This is a genomic window from Kitasatospora sp. NPDC023120, from assembly GCF_055560835.1.
Map to the genome: position 1 here is coordinate 174484 of NZ_JBVHHY010000015.1, position 16550 is coordinate 191033.

At 72.7% G+C, this 16550-nt stretch carries 13 protein-coding genes; 11 read left to right on the forward strand and 2 right to left on the reverse strand.

The features are described 5' to 3' along the window. Positions 1 to 122 precede the first annotated feature (122 nt). From ACZ3TI_RS23100 to ACZ3TI_RS23125, 6 genes are all read left to right on the forward strand, one after another. On the forward strand, positions 123 to 2414 hold the full coding sequence (locus ACZ3TI_RS23100) for a serine/threonine protein kinase (protein WP_465729040.1): 2292 nt from the start codon (positions 123 to 125) through the stop codon (positions 2412 to 2414). Then, the gene (locus ACZ3TI_RS23105) at positions 2411 to 3769 is read left to right on the forward strand and encodes a hypothetical protein (RefSeq protein ID WP_465729042.1); all 1359 of its coding nucleotides are present in this window, start codon (positions 2411 to 2413) and stop codon (positions 3767 to 3769) included. The genes ACZ3TI_RS23100 and ACZ3TI_RS23105 overlap by 4 nt, the downstream gene beginning before the upstream one ends. A 221-nt stretch (positions 3770 to 3990) precedes the next feature. After that, positions 3991 to 5784 carry an AAA family ATPase gene (locus ACZ3TI_RS23110; protein ID WP_465729044.1) on the forward strand — a complete coding sequence of 598 codons (1794 nt, stop codon included), beginning with the start codon at positions 3991 to 3993 and terminating at the stop codon, positions 5782 to 5784. After that, a complete protein-coding gene (locus tag ACZ3TI_RS23115) occupies positions 5781 to 6542 on the forward strand; it encodes a 4Fe-4S single cluster domain-containing protein (protein ID WP_465729046.1) in 762 nt (253 codons plus the stop codon). Before ACZ3TI_RS23110 ends, ACZ3TI_RS23115 begins: the two co-directional genes overlap by 4 nt. Continuing rightward, positions 6530 to 7309: an FHA domain-containing protein gene (locus ACZ3TI_RS23120; protein ID WP_465729048.1), complete on the forward strand. Its 780-nt coding sequence runs from the start codon at positions 6530 to 6532 to the stop codon at positions 7307 to 7309. Before ACZ3TI_RS23115 ends, ACZ3TI_RS23120 begins: the two co-directional genes overlap by 13 nt. Next, positions 7306 to 8067, forward strand: a complete 762-nt coding sequence (locus tag ACZ3TI_RS23125; protein WP_465729050.1) for a PP2C family protein-serine/threonine phosphatase — start codon at positions 7306 to 7308, stop codon at positions 8065 to 8067. The genes ACZ3TI_RS23120 and ACZ3TI_RS23125 overlap by 4 nt, the downstream gene beginning before the upstream one ends. A gap of 69 nt (positions 8068 to 8136) precedes the next feature. On the opposite strand, the gene ACZ3TI_RS23130 is transcribed toward ACZ3TI_RS23125, so the two are convergent. Beyond that, positions 8137 to 9651 carry a glycosyltransferase family 39 protein gene (locus tag ACZ3TI_RS23130; RefSeq protein ID WP_465729052.1) on the reverse strand — a complete coding sequence of 505 codons (1515 nt, stop codon included), beginning with the start codon at positions 9649 to 9651 and terminating at the stop codon, positions 8137 to 8139. A 323-nt stretch (positions 9652 to 9974) separates the two neighbouring features. On the opposite strand from ACZ3TI_RS23130, the gene ACZ3TI_RS23135 reads away from it, so the two are divergent. From ACZ3TI_RS23135 to ACZ3TI_RS23145, 3 genes are all read left to right on the forward strand, one after another. After that, complete coding sequence (locus ACZ3TI_RS23135; RefSeq protein WP_465729054.1) at positions 9975 to 11237, forward strand: MFS transporter; 1263 nt, start codon at positions 9975 to 9977, stop codon at positions 11235 to 11237. 28 nt (positions 11238 to 11265) lie between these two features. Further along, on the forward strand, positions 11266 to 12294 hold the full coding sequence (gntD, locus tag ACZ3TI_RS23140) for a guanitoxin biosynthesis L-enduracididine beta-hydroxylase GntD (protein ID WP_465729056.1): 1029 nt from the start codon (positions 11266 to 11268) through the stop codon (positions 12292 to 12294). Positions 12295 to 12904: 610 nt separating this feature from the next. Continuing rightward, positions 12905 to 13822, forward strand: coding sequence for an ArsR/SmtB family transcription factor (locus ACZ3TI_RS23145; RefSeq protein WP_465729058.1), 918 nt, complete (start codon positions 12905 to 12907; stop codon positions 13820 to 13822). 17 nt (positions 13823 to 13839) lie between these two features. Here the strand turns inward: ACZ3TI_RS23145 and ACZ3TI_RS23150 are convergent, their stop codons facing one another. Next, positions 13840 to 14394, reverse strand: coding sequence for an ATP-binding cassette domain-containing protein (locus tag ACZ3TI_RS23150; RefSeq protein WP_465729060.1), 555 nt, complete (start codon positions 14392 to 14394; stop codon positions 13840 to 13842). Positions 14395 to 14765: 371 nt separating this feature from the next. On the opposite strand from ACZ3TI_RS23150, the gene ACZ3TI_RS23155 reads away from it, so the two are divergent. Both ACZ3TI_RS23155 and ACZ3TI_RS23160 read left to right on the forward strand, forming a co-directional pair. Then, positions 14766 to 15827 (forward strand): sensor histidine kinase, encoded by a 1062-nt coding sequence (locus tag ACZ3TI_RS23155; protein WP_465729062.1) that lies wholly within the window; start codon positions 14766 to 14768, stop codon positions 15825 to 15827. After that, a complete protein-coding gene (locus ACZ3TI_RS23160; RefSeq protein WP_465729064.1) occupies positions 15818 to 16459 on the forward strand; it encodes a LuxR C-terminal-related transcriptional regulator in 642 nt (213 codons plus the stop codon). Before ACZ3TI_RS23155 ends, ACZ3TI_RS23160 begins: the two co-directional genes overlap by 10 nt. Positions 16460 to 16550 lie beyond the last annotated feature (91 nt).

Consider the following 16550-nt stretch of genomic DNA (forward strand, 5'->3'; position numbering starts at 1 on the left):
AGCGGGACCCAGCCGGATAAGAATCCTGCCGCGGGGGTGACGGTTTGGAAGAGTCGGCTATGTCGTCTGATGTGACGCGTCGTGATGCTGCCGGTGCCGGTGGCGGGGTGCCCGATCCCGCCGTGACCCGTCGGGACGACGGCGGTGGCGCCGGCAGCGCCGGCCGGGGCGGGGGTACCACGGCCCTGCTGCGACTGCCCTCGGCGCTGGCCGAACGGTTCGTGGTGGTCGGGGAGTTACCCCACCAGGGGCGCGAGGCGGACGTCCTGCTGGTCCGCGACGCGGCGGGGGGAGAGTTCGTCGCGAAGGTGTACCGCAGCGGGGTCCGGGTCATGCCCGAGGTCTGGGAGCGGCTGCGGGAGCTGGACACCACCCATGTGGTGCGCGTGGTCGAGACCGGCTTCTCGGACGGGCGCGACTTCGAGGTGTCGGAGTACCTCCCCTGCGGGTCGCTGGAGGAGCTGGTCGCGGGCGGGACGGTGGTGTCGCCGGCCGTCCTGTCCGGGGTCGTCGCCCAGCTGACGGAGGCGGTGGCGCATCTGCACGGCGCCGGGATCGTGCACGGCGACCTGAAGCCGTCGAACGTGCTGGTCCGCCGGAGGGAGCCGCTGGAGCTGGCGCTGGCGGACTTCGGTGTGAGCAAGTCGCTGGACGTGACGTCCCGGTTCACCCAGCGCGTGTTCGGGACGCTGGCGTACTCGGCGCCGGAGTACCTGTTCAGTGCGGAGGTGTCCGGTTCGCAGGACTGGTGGGCGGTGGGGGTGATCGCCCGGCAGCTGGCGACGGGCCGCACGCCGTTCGAGGGCTTGTCGGAGCAGGCGGTCCGGCACCACCTGGCGACCCGGCCGGTCGATGTGTCCGATGTGGCGGACGAACGGGTACGGCTGCTGTGCAGCGGGCTGCTGGTCAGGGATCCGGGCCGTCGGTGGGGTGCCTCCGAGGTGCGCCGGTGGCTCGCGGGCGACACCCCGGAGGTGGCGGAGGAGCCGGGCGCCGAGTCGCCTGGCGCCGCCGGGCGCAGCCCCCTGCAGTTCAACGGTGTGAAGTACACCGAGAAGCCGGCCCTGGCCCGGGCCCTGGCGGCGGACTGGGAGACCGCCGCGCGCCGGTTCTTCGTCTCCATGGGGGAACGGGACGACCCCAGCCAGGGCTGGCGCCAACTGCGCAACTGGCTGGCGCAGTTCGACGATCCCGAGCACGACGGCGCCGAGGAGCTGGTGGACCTGGTCGACGTCCACCTCCCCGGCACCGACGCGCCGGACACGAAGGTGCTGCGGCTGCTGCACTGGCTCGACCCGACGATGCCGCCGGTCTACCGCGGCAAGCGCATGCTCCCCGAGGACCTGCTCACGCTCGCCGAACTCGCCCTGTCCGCCGGGGACGAGGAGTCCCGCCGGGGCGAGGCATCCACCCGGGGCGAGGCATCCGCCCGGGAGGCGGACGGACGCGGGACGGCGCGGCGGCTCGTCGAGGAGCTGTACACCCGCGACCTGCTCGCCACCCTGGCCACCTTCGGCGGGGGCGCCCACCGGCTCGCCGACGTGGACCGCCGCTGGCGCGACCTGACGGCCCGGTGGGACGGACTGCGGGAGTCCGGCGCGCTGCCGCCCAGGATCCGGAAAGAACTGGAGGGCTCCGAGATCCGCGTCGAGGCGCTGGCCATCGCGGTGTCCCCGGAATGGGCCCGGGCGCTGCGGCAGCGGGCCGAGTCCGCCGCGGCGTCCGTACCGGGCCGGATCGGCTGGTTCGACACGCTGATGGCCCACGGCGGGGACCCGATCCGCCACCTGGCGGCCCTGCGCACCCTGCCGACCGCCGTCGCCGAAGCCCGCCGCCTGGAGGAGGTGCTCCGCGCCAACGAGGCCGCGACGACGACGCAGCGGCGCGAGTGGCAGGACACCGAGGAACGCCGCCAGACCGGTGGTGGAGGGGCGGTCCTGCAGGCCATCGGCGGGGTGGCCCTGCTGTTCGCCCTGCCGGTCGGCCTGCCCCTGATCCTGGGGTCCCTGATCGGCGAGGACGAGTTCCTGGATCGCTTCATCCCCGCCGCGATCGTGACCTGCGGGGTTCCGCTCGTCTGCGAGCTGGTGCTGGCGACGAAGCTCGGACAGCTCTACCACCCGCAGTGGTCCCTGCTGTCCCGCCTCGCCGTCGTCGGCGGTCGGCTGTCCGGCGGGCGGGAAGCGGTGGCGACGCAGCTGCGGCCCATGCGGAAGCGGACGATCGCCTGCGGCGGCGGCTGCCTGCTCTACCTGGTGCTGGGCACCGTGACCTGGCTGATCGTCACCCTGGAGGTGTGGTCGCCGATCACCCTCGTGGTCGCGGCGGGGTACGGATTCTGGTCGTTCACCCGGTACCGGGACTGGCGGACGGCACACGAGGAACAGCGGACGCAGGCTCTGGGGGAGCGATGAGCGGGCCCAAATGCACGACGTACCAGCGGGACGAGGCCCTCACCACCGCGGCGCTGCGCGCGGCCGCGGAGGACGCGGCGATCCGCGAGGCCACCCGCCGCCAAGAGGAGGCCGCCCGTGAGGCTGCCCTGCTGGCCGCGGCCGCCCGGGACGCCGCGGTGCGCCGGGTGAAGACGCGCAACGCGCGGATCGCGGCTCTCGCCGTGTCCTGCGAGGACTCGCAGCAGCGGTACGGTGCCGCCATCACCGTCCTGCCGCCCGAGCCGCTCCGCCTCGACGCGCAGTCCACCGATGGGCAGTCCGGCGATGCGCAGTCCACCGACGAGCTGGAAGCCTGGTGCGCCGAGGCCGACCGCGCGCTGGCCGCCGCGGAGCGGGAGCTGCGGGAGCAGACCGCCCGTGCCGTCGCGGCGGCGCTGTTCGCGGACGTGGCCGGGCACACCGCCGGGCGCCGTCTGGTCGATGCCGCCGAGCTGTTCGCGGACCACCCGGAGCCCACCGGCGCCGACGGCCCCACGCTCGAGGACGTCTCCGCACTACAGGCCGACGCGCGCAAGGACGTCTCCGCGCGCGAGGGCGTCGAGCGGACCCTGACCCGGGTCCTCTCGCGGCTCCTCCCGGACTGCGGCGAGGACCACCGGGCGGACGCCCGGCAGGCCGCGGCGCGGGTCGCCGGGGCGGCCTCGCTGGACGAGGCCCGCACCTGGCTGACCGAGACGAGGATGCGGGTCCAACGTGCCAACGAGGACGCGGAGGCCAGGCGGCGCGAGGCCGGTGAGGCGGTCGGGCTGCTCCACGACCTCGAGCACGCCCGGGTGGCGGACGCGGCGGCGGTACGGGCCCTGCTCGCGGAGGTCGTGGCCGGGCGCCGCGCCCTGGACGCGCCGCTACGCCTGCGGGTCGCCGACTGCCGGGCCGCGGCCGAGGCGGAGGCCGAGCAGCGGTACGTGGTCAACACGGTGACGGACGCCCTCACCGACCTCGGCTACCAGGTCAGCGCGGGATTCGAGACGCTCACCGTGACCGACGGCGTCCTGCGCCTGTCCCGGAGCGAATGGCCCGAGCACGCGGTCAACCTGGTCGTCGACCAGCAGGTCGGTCAGCTGCGCACCGCGGTGGTGCGCACCGCCGCCGGCAGCGGTGACGACGACGCGCACGTCGACGTCGAACGCGAGGAGCAGTGGTGCGAGGACTTCCACGTGCTGCGCGACCGCCTCGCACAGGCGGGGCTGAGCACGGACGTCCAGGTCGCGGTCCCGCCCGGGCAGGTGCCCGTTCCCCTGGCCGTCTCCCCGGTCGCCCCGGTCGCCGAGAGCGCGCGGGCCCGGCCCCGGTACCGGGAGCGCGAGCGGTGAGCCGCCCGAAAGGCTGACCGGGTCCGGACCGCGGGCCGGCAACATCTGGAGGGGGATCCTTGTCCACCGAGGACACGCACACACCCGGCGACGTCCGACCGACGGCAGAGCAACCGACAGCAGGGCCGCCGACGGCAGAGCTACCGACGCCAGGGCCGCCGACGGCAGGGCCGCCGTTCATCCGGGAGTTCGAGGCGACTCTGCCCGTCCACTCGCAGTTCGTGCTGTGGGGGAACCGCCATGACAGCTTCCTGGTCCGAGAGTCCGGCAGCGCACGCCCCCGGCTGCTGTCCCTGCTGGACCTGCTCTGGGAGACGCTCCGCACGAGCGGCTACGCCTGCCTGCTCGTCCACGACCCGGTGGACGGTCTGCGGGTGCACCTGCCGGCCGGTGCCACGGCCGAGGAGGCGGAGCAGGCCGAGCAGGCCGCGTCCCGGCTGCTCCCCCGGCGCCCACGGCCGGGGACCCTCCCCTCGCTGGAGGCGCTGCGCACCCTGATGGCCGAGCTGGCGCGGCCCGCGCAGCCGGTCCGGGCGGCGCTGGTGCTCGACGACGCCTCCCGCATCGCGCGCAGTGCGACCGAACTGGAGCCGAACGAGCGGGACTTCTTCAGGTTCTGCGCCAGGCTCTCCCGGACGGCGGTCCCGGTGGGCGCTCCGAGCGGCCGGACGACCCCCTTGTACAACCCGGTCATCTGGCTGGCGGACCGTGAGGGCGATCTGCCGGCCTGGCTCACGTCGGCGAACGACCAGATCCGCTCCATCGGGCTCCCCGTCCCGGACCTCGGCGACCGGCAGGCCACCGCGCGCCTGCTGATGAAGCTCTTCGGCGTCACGGACCTCGACGCGGACCCGCAGGCGGCCGAGGCCTGCGACGCGTTCGCGGCCCAGACGGACGGGCTCACCCTGCAGTCGATGATCGAGGTCACCCGGCTGGCCCGGGACCGCGGTCTGACGATGACGGAGCTTCCGGACGCGATCCGCATCTACAAGCTCGGCGTCATGGACAACCCCTGGAAGCGGGAGTACCTGCGCAAGCGGATCACGGACGGGCAGCATTCGATCCCGCAGCGCGTCGTCGGACAGCCGCAGGCCGTCACCAAGACCCTCGACATCCTGAAGCGGGCCGCTCTCGGGCTGTCCGGCGCTCAGCAGTCCAGCTCCTCGGCCCGCCCGCGCGGCGTGCTGTTCTTCGCCGGTCCCACGGGCGTGGGCAAGACCGAACTGGCCAAGGCCGTCTCCTCGTTGATCTTCGCGGACGAGTCCGCCTACCTGCGGTTCGACATGAGCGAGTTCTCCGCGGAGCACGCCGGGGACCGGCTGATCGGGGCGCCGCCGGGGTACGTAGGGTTCGAGGCGGGCGGCGAACTGACCAACGCGGTGCGCCAGCAGCCCTTCAGGGTCATCCTCTTCGACGAGATCGAGAAGGCCCACCCGCGGATCCTGGACAAGTTCCTGCAGATCCTCGAGGACGGCCGGCTGACGGACGGTCGCGGCTCGACGGTGCACTTCTCCGAGTCCGTCCTCGTGTTCACCTCCAACCTCGGCACCACCGTGGAGGACGGCAGCGGGCGGCTCGTGCCGCACGTCCACCCCGACATGCCGTACGAGGAGATCGAGGAGCGCATGAAGGCGGCGATCAACGACCACTTCACCAGGGTCCTCGGGCGACCGGAGCTGCTGAACCGCTTCGGGGACAACATCGTGGTGTTCAACTTCATCGACCGCGAGGCGGCGGGCCGGATCTTCGGCCTGCAGCTCGACAACATCGTCTCCCGGGTCCACGAGGAGCAGGGCATCGATCTGGAGGTGGACGCCGGGGTCCGGGCCGCCTTGCGGAAGTGCTGCACCGACGACCCGCAGATGGGCGGCCGGGGCATCGGTACGGCCCTGGAGTCGCAGTTCGTCAATCCGCTCGCCCGGGCGCTGTTCGACCGCGACCCGGCGGCGGGCACGCGGGTCCGGGTGACCGGCCTGCGGCGCGAGGGCGACATCGTCTCCGTGGAGCTGGCATGACGGCCTCCCCCGACTCCTCCCCCGATTCCCCCGACTCCTCCCCCGATTCCCCCGGCCCCGTCCGGCTGATGCTGAACAAGGCGCACTACCCGGTGACTTCGCTGGGCCCCGGGACCAGGGCGGGCATCTGGACGCAGGGCTGCACCATCGGCTGCGCCGGGTGCGTCTCGCAGGACACCTGGGCCGCCGACCCCGGCACGCTCGTGGACGTCACCGCGATCCGGGCCTGGCTCTCCGGCCTGCCCGACCCGCTCGACGGGATCACGGTCTCGGGAGGAGAGCCGTTCCAGCAGCCGGAGGCGCTCGCCGCGCTCCTGGAGTGGGTCGACCTCTGGCGCCGCGAGCGGTCCGCGCCGCTGGACGTGCTCGTCTACAGCGGGTACTCCCTCGCCCGGCTGCGACGGGAGCACTCCGAACTCCTCGACCGGTGCGACGCGGTGATCACCGGTCCGTACGTCGACCGCCTCAACAGCCCCGGCCTGCGCTGGGCCGGTTCGAGCAACCAGCGGCTGACCGCGCTGACCGACCTCGGGCGCGAGCGCTACGAGGGAGCCGATGTCCCTGCGGGAGCCGGCGTCTCCGAAGGCACCGGCTCCCCCGACGGGCCCGGCTCCGAGGACGCGCCACCGATGCAGGTCGCCGTGGCCGACGGCCGCATCTGGTTCATCGGCGTTCCCCGCCGGGGCGACATGGACCGCCTGGGCGCCCGGCTCCGATCGGCCGGCATCACCATGGAAGAGGTGTCATGGCGCAGCTGATCTGTTCGTCCTGCGGCCTGGAGGCGGAGGACGACGATCTCGTCTGCCGGGGGTGCTCCGGGAACCTCAGCCGTCCCGTCCTCGCCCGGTACCCGCTGCCCGTGCCGCCACCGCCCCCGCACGCCCCGCCTCCGCACGCACCCCCGCCGCCCCCGTACGCGCCCACGCCCGCGACGGCGCCCACGACCGCGACCGCGACCGCGACCGCGACCAGGGCGGGTGCCCCGGAACCGCCGACGGAACCGGTCGGCGCGGGCGGTCCGGCCGAGGAGGAGCAGCCCCGGGTCTGCCCGCACTGCGGCGCCCCGGTCCCGGTGCCGACCAACCAGGTGTGCGTGGTCTGCCAGCGGATGCTGGGCGAGGCGCGCCCGCCCCGCGCCGCCGGCTCCGACGAGCGCGCCGCGCAGGTGCAGGCGACCCGCCGCGACGTCCCCACCGTCGTCCTGCGGATCCGGTTCGGGGCGGTGGAGCGCACCGTGACGCCGGGCAGCACCCTGCTCCTCGGGCGCGCTCCGGCCGCCCACACCACGCACGTCCTGCTGGAGCGCTACGACAACGTCTCGCGGCAGCACGCGACCGTCGGGCTGGAGCCGGACGGCACCGCCTGGGTGCGGGACGAGCACTCCACCAACGGCACCTTCGTGAACAGCAGCCCGGTCAGCGCCGGTGCGCGGATGCCCCTGCGGGACGGCGACGTGCTGCGGCTCGCGGCGGACTGCACGCTCGGGATCAGCGTCGACCGGCCGGGTGAAGGGGAGCGGCGGTGACCGGGGCCCGGGAGGCGGTCGAGGTGACCGTCACCGCGATGACCCACCGCGGCGCCGTGCGCGGCGGCAACGAGGACGCGTTCGTCATCGGGGCGCTGACCGCCGCCGGGGTGGACACCGTCGACCCCGTCGTGGTGCGGCTGCTGGTCGAGGAGCCGACCGTGGTCGCCGTCGCCGACGGGCTCGGCGGCCACAACGCCGGCGAGGTCGCCGCGGCCCTCACCGTCCGCAGGCTGGCGGAGCGCGCCCGGAGCACCGAGGTCGCCGAGCTGCTCCGGGGGATCAACGCGGAGCTGTACGAGCTGGCCGGGGCGGACCCGGCGTGCGCGGGTGCGGGAACCACGGCGGTGGGACTGTGGCTGACGCCCCGCCGGGTGTCCTGGTTCAACGTCGGCGACTCCCGGTTGTACCGCGAGGAGGGCGGCTACCTGGGACAGGTGTCGGTGGACGACTCCCCCGCACCGGACCCGGAGGAGCCGGGACGGCCCGGCGCCGCCACCGGCCTCGTCCTCCAGACGCTCGGCGGCGCCGCCCGCTTCGAGCCCGTCCACCCGCACACCGGCTCCGAGCGGTACGTCCCGGGCAGCCGGTGGCTGATCTGCAGTGACGGGCTGTCGGACCTGGTGGGCGTGGCCGAGATGGAGGCGGTCCTGGCCCGGAACGCCGAGGACGACGTCCGGGCGGTGAAGGCCCTCTGGGTCGCCGCCATGAACGCCGGCGGGCGGGACAACATCACCGCCCTGCTGGTGCGTTGCTGAGCACGGACCGCGCCCGGCCGGCCGCCGCTCCGGAAGCGGCGGCCGGCCGGGACGTCCTCCCCTACCGGGTCAGTCCTCGCAGCCCTTGGGGCTGTCGGCCGTGATCGCCTCGGCCGTGTAGGGGCACTGGAAGCCGATCCAGCGCAGCTGCTCCCACATCTGCGCCCAGGGCTTCTGCGGGCCGCGGCACACCATGAACTTCTGGTCGTTGTCGGAGACCGGCAGCTCGTTCTTGTACTGGCCGCGCTCCTCGCAGGACTGGAAGAGCTGGTTGAACAGCTTCGGGTCGGCGCCGATGGTGATCACGGTCGTCTTGTCGTCGGTGGGCCGCCCGAAGTCGGCGTACGAGTTGTGGCCGCTGTACGCCTTCGGCAGGCCGTACGTCGGACCCCACTTGTCGATCGCGCCGGCCTGCCCGTAGTGGTTGCCGTAGACGACGGTGCGCACCTGCTCCTCCGCCGGCAGCGAGTGGTAGATGTCGCTCACCTGCCGGGTCAGCTCGGGCCAGCCGGCCTGGTCGAACTGGACGATGGCCAGCTCCTTGAGGACCGGGTTGTCGGCGTAGGTGTTGATCGGGAGCGTCGGCAGCATCAGGACCGCGCACATCGTGAAGTTGAGCCCGGCCAGCCCGCCGAGCACCCAGAGCCGCCTGACGTTGCGCGCCCACCGGTCGACGACCACGGCGCCGGCGGCGAGGAGGACGTACTGCAGCGAGGTGTTGTAGGCGCCCTGCCCGCCGATGACCAGCAGCACGACGCACATCAGCGGGTACGACCAGCCGATGAAGCGGTAAGGGCGCCACTCGGGACGGCGCAGCAGGGCGACCAGGCCGGCGATCCACACCGGGTTGAGGAAGAGGCCGATGAGCAGGAGCTGCGTCGGGAGGAAGGTGCTGCGGGAGAGGGTGTCCAGCGCCTTGGACAGCGCGGCGCTCATCTCCAGCTGCGGCATGCCGTGCGTCACCTGCCAGATCAGCACCGGCGAGGCGATGACCGCGGCCAGGCCGACGGCGGCCGGGAAGCGCCAGGTGCGGAACACCGACCGCGGGCCGAAGGCCAGCAGACCGGCCCCGAGGCAGAGCAGCAGGAGGACCACCAGGTACTTCGCGGTCAGGCCGACGCCGACCACGGCGCCGATCGCCCACCACAGCCGGGTGTCGCCGGTGCGCACCAGCCGGATCAGCAGCCAGGCCGACGCGATCCAGGACAGCTCGTCCCAGTTGTTGGTGCCCATGATGTGGCCGGTGAACATGACCAGGCCCGAGGCGAACGCCATGAACGCCGCGATCTTCTGCGCCCGGGTGCCGCCGCCCAGTTCACGGGCGATCAGCGGGGCGAGCACCACGGCGATCGAGGCCAGCAGCGCCGGCACCACGCGGAAGCCGAAGAGGTTGTCCCCGAACACCGCGATCTCGATCTTGCCGACGAGCGCGACGAGCGGCGGCTGGTCGATGTAGCCCCACGCGAGGTGGCTGCTGGCCACCCGGGTGTAGAGCTCGTCGACGTGGTAGCCGTGCCGGGTCGCCAGTACGAGGAGGAACACCGTCATCGCGGCGGCGGTCAGCCCGACCGGCCGCCATGGCACGGGGGTCAACCCCTCCGGCGGCTTGGACGCCTCTTGTTCCGGGGAAGCTGTCGCTGTCGCGAAGGTCATGAGGGGGACTCCCTGCCGTCGTCGCTCGCTGCCGTGCCGGATGCGGGGCACGACTCAGCCCTTAAATATCGAGGGGCGCACCTCCGTCCTCAACGAACTTGAACCGTGCCGACATTGTGCAGGCCGTGGCCCGCGCCCGGGCCGGGGAGGCGGCTGGCCTCGTAGTTTCGTCCACGGGTCAACAACATGGCGAGTGCCACCACTGCGCCGGAACACTCGGTGACGTCCGCTGCCGTCACAAAGGAAGCCACGGCATGACCACACCCCTGCCACGCAACCGGAACTACCGCATCCTCTGGTCCGGCATGTTCCTCTCCGAGATGGCCGCCGAGATCGCGTACATCGCGTTCCCGCTCCTCCTGCTCGCGCACGGAGGCTCGGCGGCCGCCGTCTCCGGCGTCGCCGCCGTACTCGCCGGCGCCCGGACACTGGTCAGCCTGCCCGCCGGGGCGCTGGCCGACCGGGTGGACCGCAAGCGGGTGATGGTGGTGGCCCAGGGCGTCCGTACGGCGGCGATGCTGAGCGTCGCCGTCACCGTCCTGATGGGCGACTGCCCGCTCTGGCAGGTCCTGCTCGTCGCGGTCGTCGAGGGTGCCGCCGCCGGCATCTTCGTCCCGGCCGAGAACGCGGCCCTGCCCCAGGTCGTGCCGCAGGAGCAGCTGCCGCAGGCCATGGCCCGCAACGCGGCCCGGCCGTTCGCGGCGCTGCTGATCGGTCCGGCGCTGGCCGGCTTCACGTTCGGGCTGCACGAGGTGCTGCCGTTCACGCTGAACACCTCGGCGCTCGCGGTGTCGTTCGTGGCGCTGGCGGCGCTGCACCTGCCCCGCCGCGCCGCCGCGCCGCCGGCCGGCGAGGCCCCGGACGGCGACACGCGCGCGGCCGGCGCCGCCGCGCCCGGCGGGTTCGGGGTGCTGCTGCGCACCCGGACCATCCGGGTGACGATGGCCTGGATCGTCGGGGTGAACCTCTCGTTCCACACCCTGGTCGTGCTCGTCCTCATCGTGTCGGGCGAGGACCACGTCGCGCCCGGGCAGATGGGCCTGATGATGACCTGCTTCGGCGCGGGCGGCCTGGTCGGCGCCCTGGCCGCCGACCGCCTGCACGCGGCGCAGCTGTCACCGGGGGCGCTGGTCATCGGCTCGACCTGGGTCTTCGCCGCCGTCGCCGCCGTCATGGCGTACGCACCCCGCGGTCTGCCGCTCGGCATCCTGCTGGGCGTGGCCGCGATGGCGATGCCGATCGCGAACACGACCGTGATCACCTGTCAGCTGGCCGCCGTGCCCGACGGCTTGCGCGGGCGGCTGTCCGGACTGGTCGGTCTCGGCTCGGAACTGGCTGCCACGGCCGGCCCGGTCGTCGCCGGCGTGCTGTCCACCGGTACCCGGAACGGCTCCCTGAGCATCCTGGGCGCGGCCGCCTTGCTGGTCGCCGTCGCCGCCGGCGCCACCCTGAACCCGACCCTGCGCCGCCTCGCGCTGCCCCGTCCGTCAGCCGAGCGACAGCCGGCGCACTCCTGACCACCGACAACGGAGGAAGAGGAAGAAGATGCTGAAGTTGCAGTTGCGCGACGAGGACATCGTCGCGATCGAGAAGGTCACCGCGGAGGTCGCGGGGCGCTTCTCGTCCATCGAGGACCCGGCCCTGCACCGGGCCGCCCAGGTCTACGCGCACGAGCTGCCTCGCGAACTCCGCACGTCGCTGGTCGACTTCAAGCTGACCGAGCCCTCGGGCGTGCTGGTGGTGTCCGGGCTGCCGGTCGACGACGCGGCGCTCGGGCTCACCCCGTCGGACTGGCGCGACAAGGACGCGCCCGACGCGACGCTGCGCACCGATATCCCGTTCCTGCTGATCAGCTGCCTGCTCGGCGAGCCGATCGGCTGGGCCACCCAGCAGGACGGGCGGATCATGCACGACATCTTCCCGATCCGCGCCCACGAGCACGGGCAGATCGGCTGGGGCAGCGCGGAGACGCTGGCCTGGCACACCGAGGACGCCTTCCACCCGCTGCGCACCGACTACCTGGCGCTGATGTGCCTGCGCAACCCCGACTCGGTGGAGACGACCTTCGCCGACATCGCCGACGTGCGCCTCGACGACGCGACCCGCGCGGCCCTGGCCGAGGAGCGCTACAAGATCCTGCCGGACGACTCGCACCGCCCGCAGAACCAGGTCGCCGGCGGCGAGGTGGACCCCGAGGTGGCCGAGCTCCAGCGGCGCAGCGCCGAGCGGGTGGACAGCGCGATGGAGTCCCCCGAGCCGGTCGCGGTCCTCTTCGGCTCGCCGAAGGACCCGTACGTCCGGCTGGACCCCTATTACATGCAGGGCGTGCAGGGCGAGGAGGAGCAGCGGGCGCTGGACGTGATCGGGGAGGCGCTGGACAACGCGATGGGCGGAGTGGCCCTGACCCCCGGCGATATAGTTTTCATTGACAACTATCGCGTGGTTCACGGCCGTAAGCCCTTCCAGGCGCGATTCGACGGAACCGACCGTTGGCTGCGTCGACTGAATATCACCCGCGATCTGCGAAAGTCCCGGCACACACGGTTGACGGCGGAGTCCCGGGTCATCTACTGAAGATCGTTTCCGGATGATCGCAATCCGGATGATCTCGCGAGAAGCACGTGGCGCGAGCGGTGGCGCGGGTGGAGCCGGTGGTAGTCTTGTCGAGTACACGTCGACAATGCGAGCCCGACGGACCGCCGCGTTGACGGGTGCCGCCCCGCCGGTACCACCCAGGAAGCACACCAGGGGGCGGTAGCCGGAACCGTTCTCCCAGGTGACCGCCACCTGTACGTTCACCCAATGGCAGGTCACGGCAGCCGCGTCGGCCTCCGGCGCCGGCCCGGGCAGGTCGCGCCCACCCGCGCGACAGCCCGGGCCGCGCGCACACCGGCGCGGCCCGGAGCGCACGGGGCGCATTCGCCAACCAGTTCGCGATCCGAACGCGGATCCGAGAGAAACGGCAGGTCAAGAGTGGGTCGATAAGCAATCAAGAAGATCAACGCCACCACTATCACTGGTTCCGAACGAAATCGAAACAACTCGATCTTGCCACCGCTGGCGACACGCCCTTAGGCTGCACGTGCCATAGCGCATCGGGTGTGACACGGGGGTGGCAGTGTTACGCATTCACGTAACCAGCGAAGACATTCAGCGGTTAAGAATGGTCCATACATTAGGACCGATGTCCGAAGCAGTCTTTGCACTTCACCGCTTCGGACGTGACCGCGCTCGCGGCGGCGGCGGCTGGCACAGGGTCGTGCGCGAGCGCCTCGGCGACGACCTGTCCGCCGTGGACAAGGTGGTGTCCGAGTACCGGGTGGTCCCCGACCTCCTGTGGCTGCTCGAGCGAGACGGACCCGACGCGGATTCGGTGCCGTCGGCCGTGCGCGCCCGCGCCCGCAGCCTCGCCCAGGCGGTCGTCCTGTTCTGCTGCGCCGGCATCCTGCCCTACTGGTCCCGGATGCAGGCCCGGCTGGAGATCGAGCGCGACGTCCGCGGGCGGATGGCCATCACGAACGGCATCGAGTTCCTGCTCGCGGGACTGCACCCCAAGGTGACCTGGGAGTCCTCGGCGCTGCACATCGCGTCCGACCTCGATCTCGACATCAAGCTCGACGGGCGCGGACTGATCCTGAGCCCCTCGCTCTTCCTCCCCGCCAAGACCTGCGTGTTCGTCCGCTCCGAGCGGCAGTCCGGCGTGCCCGCGCTGGTCTTCTCGGTGCCCCTGGACCTCAACGACCTGGAGTCGGCTCCCGAGGAGTCCGAGGTCGAGGGTGACCGGGCACTGGCCGCCCTCGTCGGAGCCACCCGTGCCGCCGCCCTGCGCGCGCTGTCCGAGAGCGGCACCACCGGTGACCTCTCCGACCGGCTCGGCATCTCCCTCTCCGGCGCCAGCAAGCAGGCCACCGTGCTGCGCGAGGCGGGCCTGATCACGACCCTGCGCAACCGCACCACCGCGATGCACACGCTCACCCCGCTCGGACTCGCGCTCCTGCAACGGGAGTTGCCCGCCGAGCTCACCCGCGTGTTGGGCAACTCCGGCCACCCGCGGGCGGACGGGTTGCGGGGCAGTCCGGGTCTGCGCAGCGCCAAGACATGACCCGGGTCGCCGCCGCGTTACGGCATGACCCGGGTCTCGACCACGCGGCCCTCGGCGAACAGCACCACCGCGTCAGCCCGTTCCAGCGCGGCCAGGTCCGCGGCCGAGGCCACGACACAGAGCCCGTGCCGGTCCACCAGGTCGCGCAGCAGGTCCAGGATCGCCGACGCCTCCGCGGGCGGAAGTCCGCTGGTGAGGTTGTCGGCGAGCAGTACGTCAGGGGCCTCGGCCACCGCGACCGCGACCGCGGCCGCCCGCTGCCGACGCTCCGTCAACTCGCCCACGGGAGTGTCCCGTTCCTCCCACAGGTCGAGCCGGTGCAGCGCCTCGCGCAGCAGCTCGACCGCCGGGGCCGGCAGCCGGTCGAGCACCGCGGCGAGCGTGCCGACCGCCGCCAGCTGCTCCGCCACCGGGCGCAGCCCGACGTGCGCGAGGCGCAGGCCCTCGGCGAGCCGGACCTCGCCCGCGGACACCGGGTCCAGCCCCGCGGCGCACCGCAGGACGCTGGTCTTGTCCGCGGCGGCCGGCCCGGCCAGCGCCGTCCACGTTCCGGCCTCGCATGCGAATTTCACATTCTCGATCACATATCCGGACTCGATGCCCCCGGCTCCGATCGTGCCGACGTGACACAGCTGCAGAGCCGGACGATGGTCAATCATGCTGATCTCTTTCAACGTTCGGGAGGTAGGTAGTGCAACCGGTCCGCCGTCCCCCTTCCCTTTCGGCGGAGGTGGGCCGATTTCCCCCTTCTCCGGCTTCGGACACTCGGCCTGAGCAGCATGTTATGGCCTCCGGCACTGATGCGCCCATACCCTCTACCGCAGCGAAAGAACTACAGTCCGCTGTAATGCGCGTAGCGTCACACTGTGCTCCGGTTCTCCGCGCGTGGACATCACTGGTGCGGGCCGCGGTCTATCTGGTCGGGGAATTCGGCACCGCGCTCATGAGCCTTCTGTCGTTCCTGCTGCTCTGTCACCCGAGCATGCGTCAGGCGTGGTCCGACTGGCACCGGCAGCGGGCCGGCCGCCTGCTGGGCCGCCCGGCCCGCGCGCAGCGCATCACCCTTTCCCGGTACGTGTACTGGCTCACCGTGCACGTCACGGCCGGCCTCCTCTGCGGGCTGGCCGCCGTCCTCTGCGTCGGCAACGCGCTGCTGATCGTGGCATCGGTGCCGCTGTCCTGGGCCTTTCCGCTGCGGGGCGGCCCGGGCAGGACGCTGGACCTCCCGGTGATCGGCTGGGACGACGTCGCCGCCGGTCCCTCGGCGGGGACGATCCTGCTCGCCGTCGGCTGCCTGGGGCTGCCGGTGCTCGCCACGGCGTACGCCCGCCTGACCCTCGCCGTGCTCTCGTCCTCGCGCACCCAGGTGCTCGCCGACCGTGTGGCCGCGCTCACCCGTACCCGCATCGACGCGCTCGAGGCACACGGCGCCGAGTTGCGGCGGATCGAGCGCGACCTGCACGACGGCACCCAGGCCCGGCTGGTGGCGATCGCCATGCGGCTCGCGGTGGCCCAGCGGTGCCTCGACCGCGACCCGGCCACCGTCGCCCGGATGCTGCGCGAGGCGTCCGACGTCAACGAGGAGGCGATGGTCGAGCTGCGCGAGGTGCTCCGCGGCATCTACCCGCCGATCCTCGCCGACCGCGGACTGCCGGGAGCGCTGCGCACCGTCGCCGCCCGCGGCGGCGTGCCGGTCTCGCTCGACATCGGCGAGCTGGAGCGGATCCCGGCGGCCATCGAGGCGGTCGCCTACTTCGTGGTCACCGAGGCGCTGACCAACGTGGCCAAGCACAGCCGGGCCACCGAGGCGGGGCTGCGGGTGCGGTGCGTCGAGGACGTGCTGACCGTCGTCGTCACCGACAACGGGGTGGGCGGCGCGCGGGAGAACGGCGGCACCGGACTGGCCGGACTGCGCGGCCGCGCGCAGGCCCTCGACGGCTCCGTCACCGTCGTCAGCCCGGTGGGCGGCCCCACCACCATCACCGTGGAGCTGCCGTGCGGATAGTCATCGCCGAGGACAACGTCCTGCTCGCCACCGGCCTGGAGCTGCTGCTGACCAGCTACGGGTACGAGGTGGCCGAGGTCGCCGGGGACGCCGAGGGGTTCCTGGCCGCGGTGGACCGGCACCGCCCGACCGCCACCATCGTCGACGTGCGGCTGCCGCCGCAGTTCCGCGACGAGGGGATCCGGGCGGCGATCGAGGCCCGGCGGCTCCACCCGGGCCTGCCGGTCCTGGTGCTGTCCCAGTACGTGGAGCAGACCTACGCCTCCGAACTGCTCTCCGGCAGCGGGGGCGGCGTCGGCTACCTGCTCAAGGACCGGATCAGCCGGGTCGACGAGTTCCTGGCGGCACTCGACCGGGTGGCCGCCGGCGGCACGGCGCTCGACCCCGACGTGGTGACCCAGCTGCTCGCCAGGCGGACCCAGCCGCTGTCCACGCTCACCCGGCGGGAGCGGGAGGTGCTGGCGCTCATGGCGGAGGGGCACGACAACGCCACGCTGGCCAAGAAGCTGTCCATCACCGACAACGCCGTGCACAAGCACATCGGCAACATCTTCGCGAAGTTCGAACTCACCGAGACCGACACCGGGCACCGGCGGGTCCGGGCGGTGCTGACCTACCTGGAAGCGTCCTGACGGCTGCCGCACCGGCGGCCGAGGACGGAAAGGGCCGGACCGGGACAACGGCGAAGCGGCGGGCCCGTTCGAACGGGCCCGCCGCTTCGCC

Bases quoted from the DNA above. Each gene is read 5' to 3' on its own strand.
- ACZ3TI_RS23105 (WP_465729042.1), top strand. From the start codon at position 2,411: ATGAGCGGGCCCAAATGCACGACGTACCAGCGGGACGAGGCCCTCACC.
- ACZ3TI_RS23115 (WP_465729046.1), top strand. From the start codon at position 5,781: ATGACGGCCTCCCCCGACTCCTCCCCCGATTCCCCCGACTCCTCCCCC.
- ACZ3TI_RS23120 (WP_465729048.1), top strand. From the start codon at position 6,530: ATGGCGCAGCTGATCTGTTCGTCCTGCGGCCTGGAGGCGGAGGACGAC.
- ACZ3TI_RS23135 (WP_465729054.1), top strand. From the start codon at position 9,975: ATGACCACACCCCTGCCACGCAACCGGAACTACCGCATCCTCTGGTCC.
- gntD (WP_465729056.1), top strand. From the start codon at position 11,266: ATGCTGAAGTTGCAGTTGCGCGACGAGGACATCGTCGCGATCGAGAAG.
- ACZ3TI_RS23145 (WP_465729058.1), top strand. From the start codon at position 12,905: ATGTCCGAAGCAGTCTTTGCACTTCACCGCTTCGGACGTGACCGCGCT.
- ACZ3TI_RS23155 (WP_465729062.1), top strand. From the start codon at position 14,766: ATGAGCCTTCTGTCGTTCCTGCTGCTCTGTCACCCGAGCATGCGTCAG.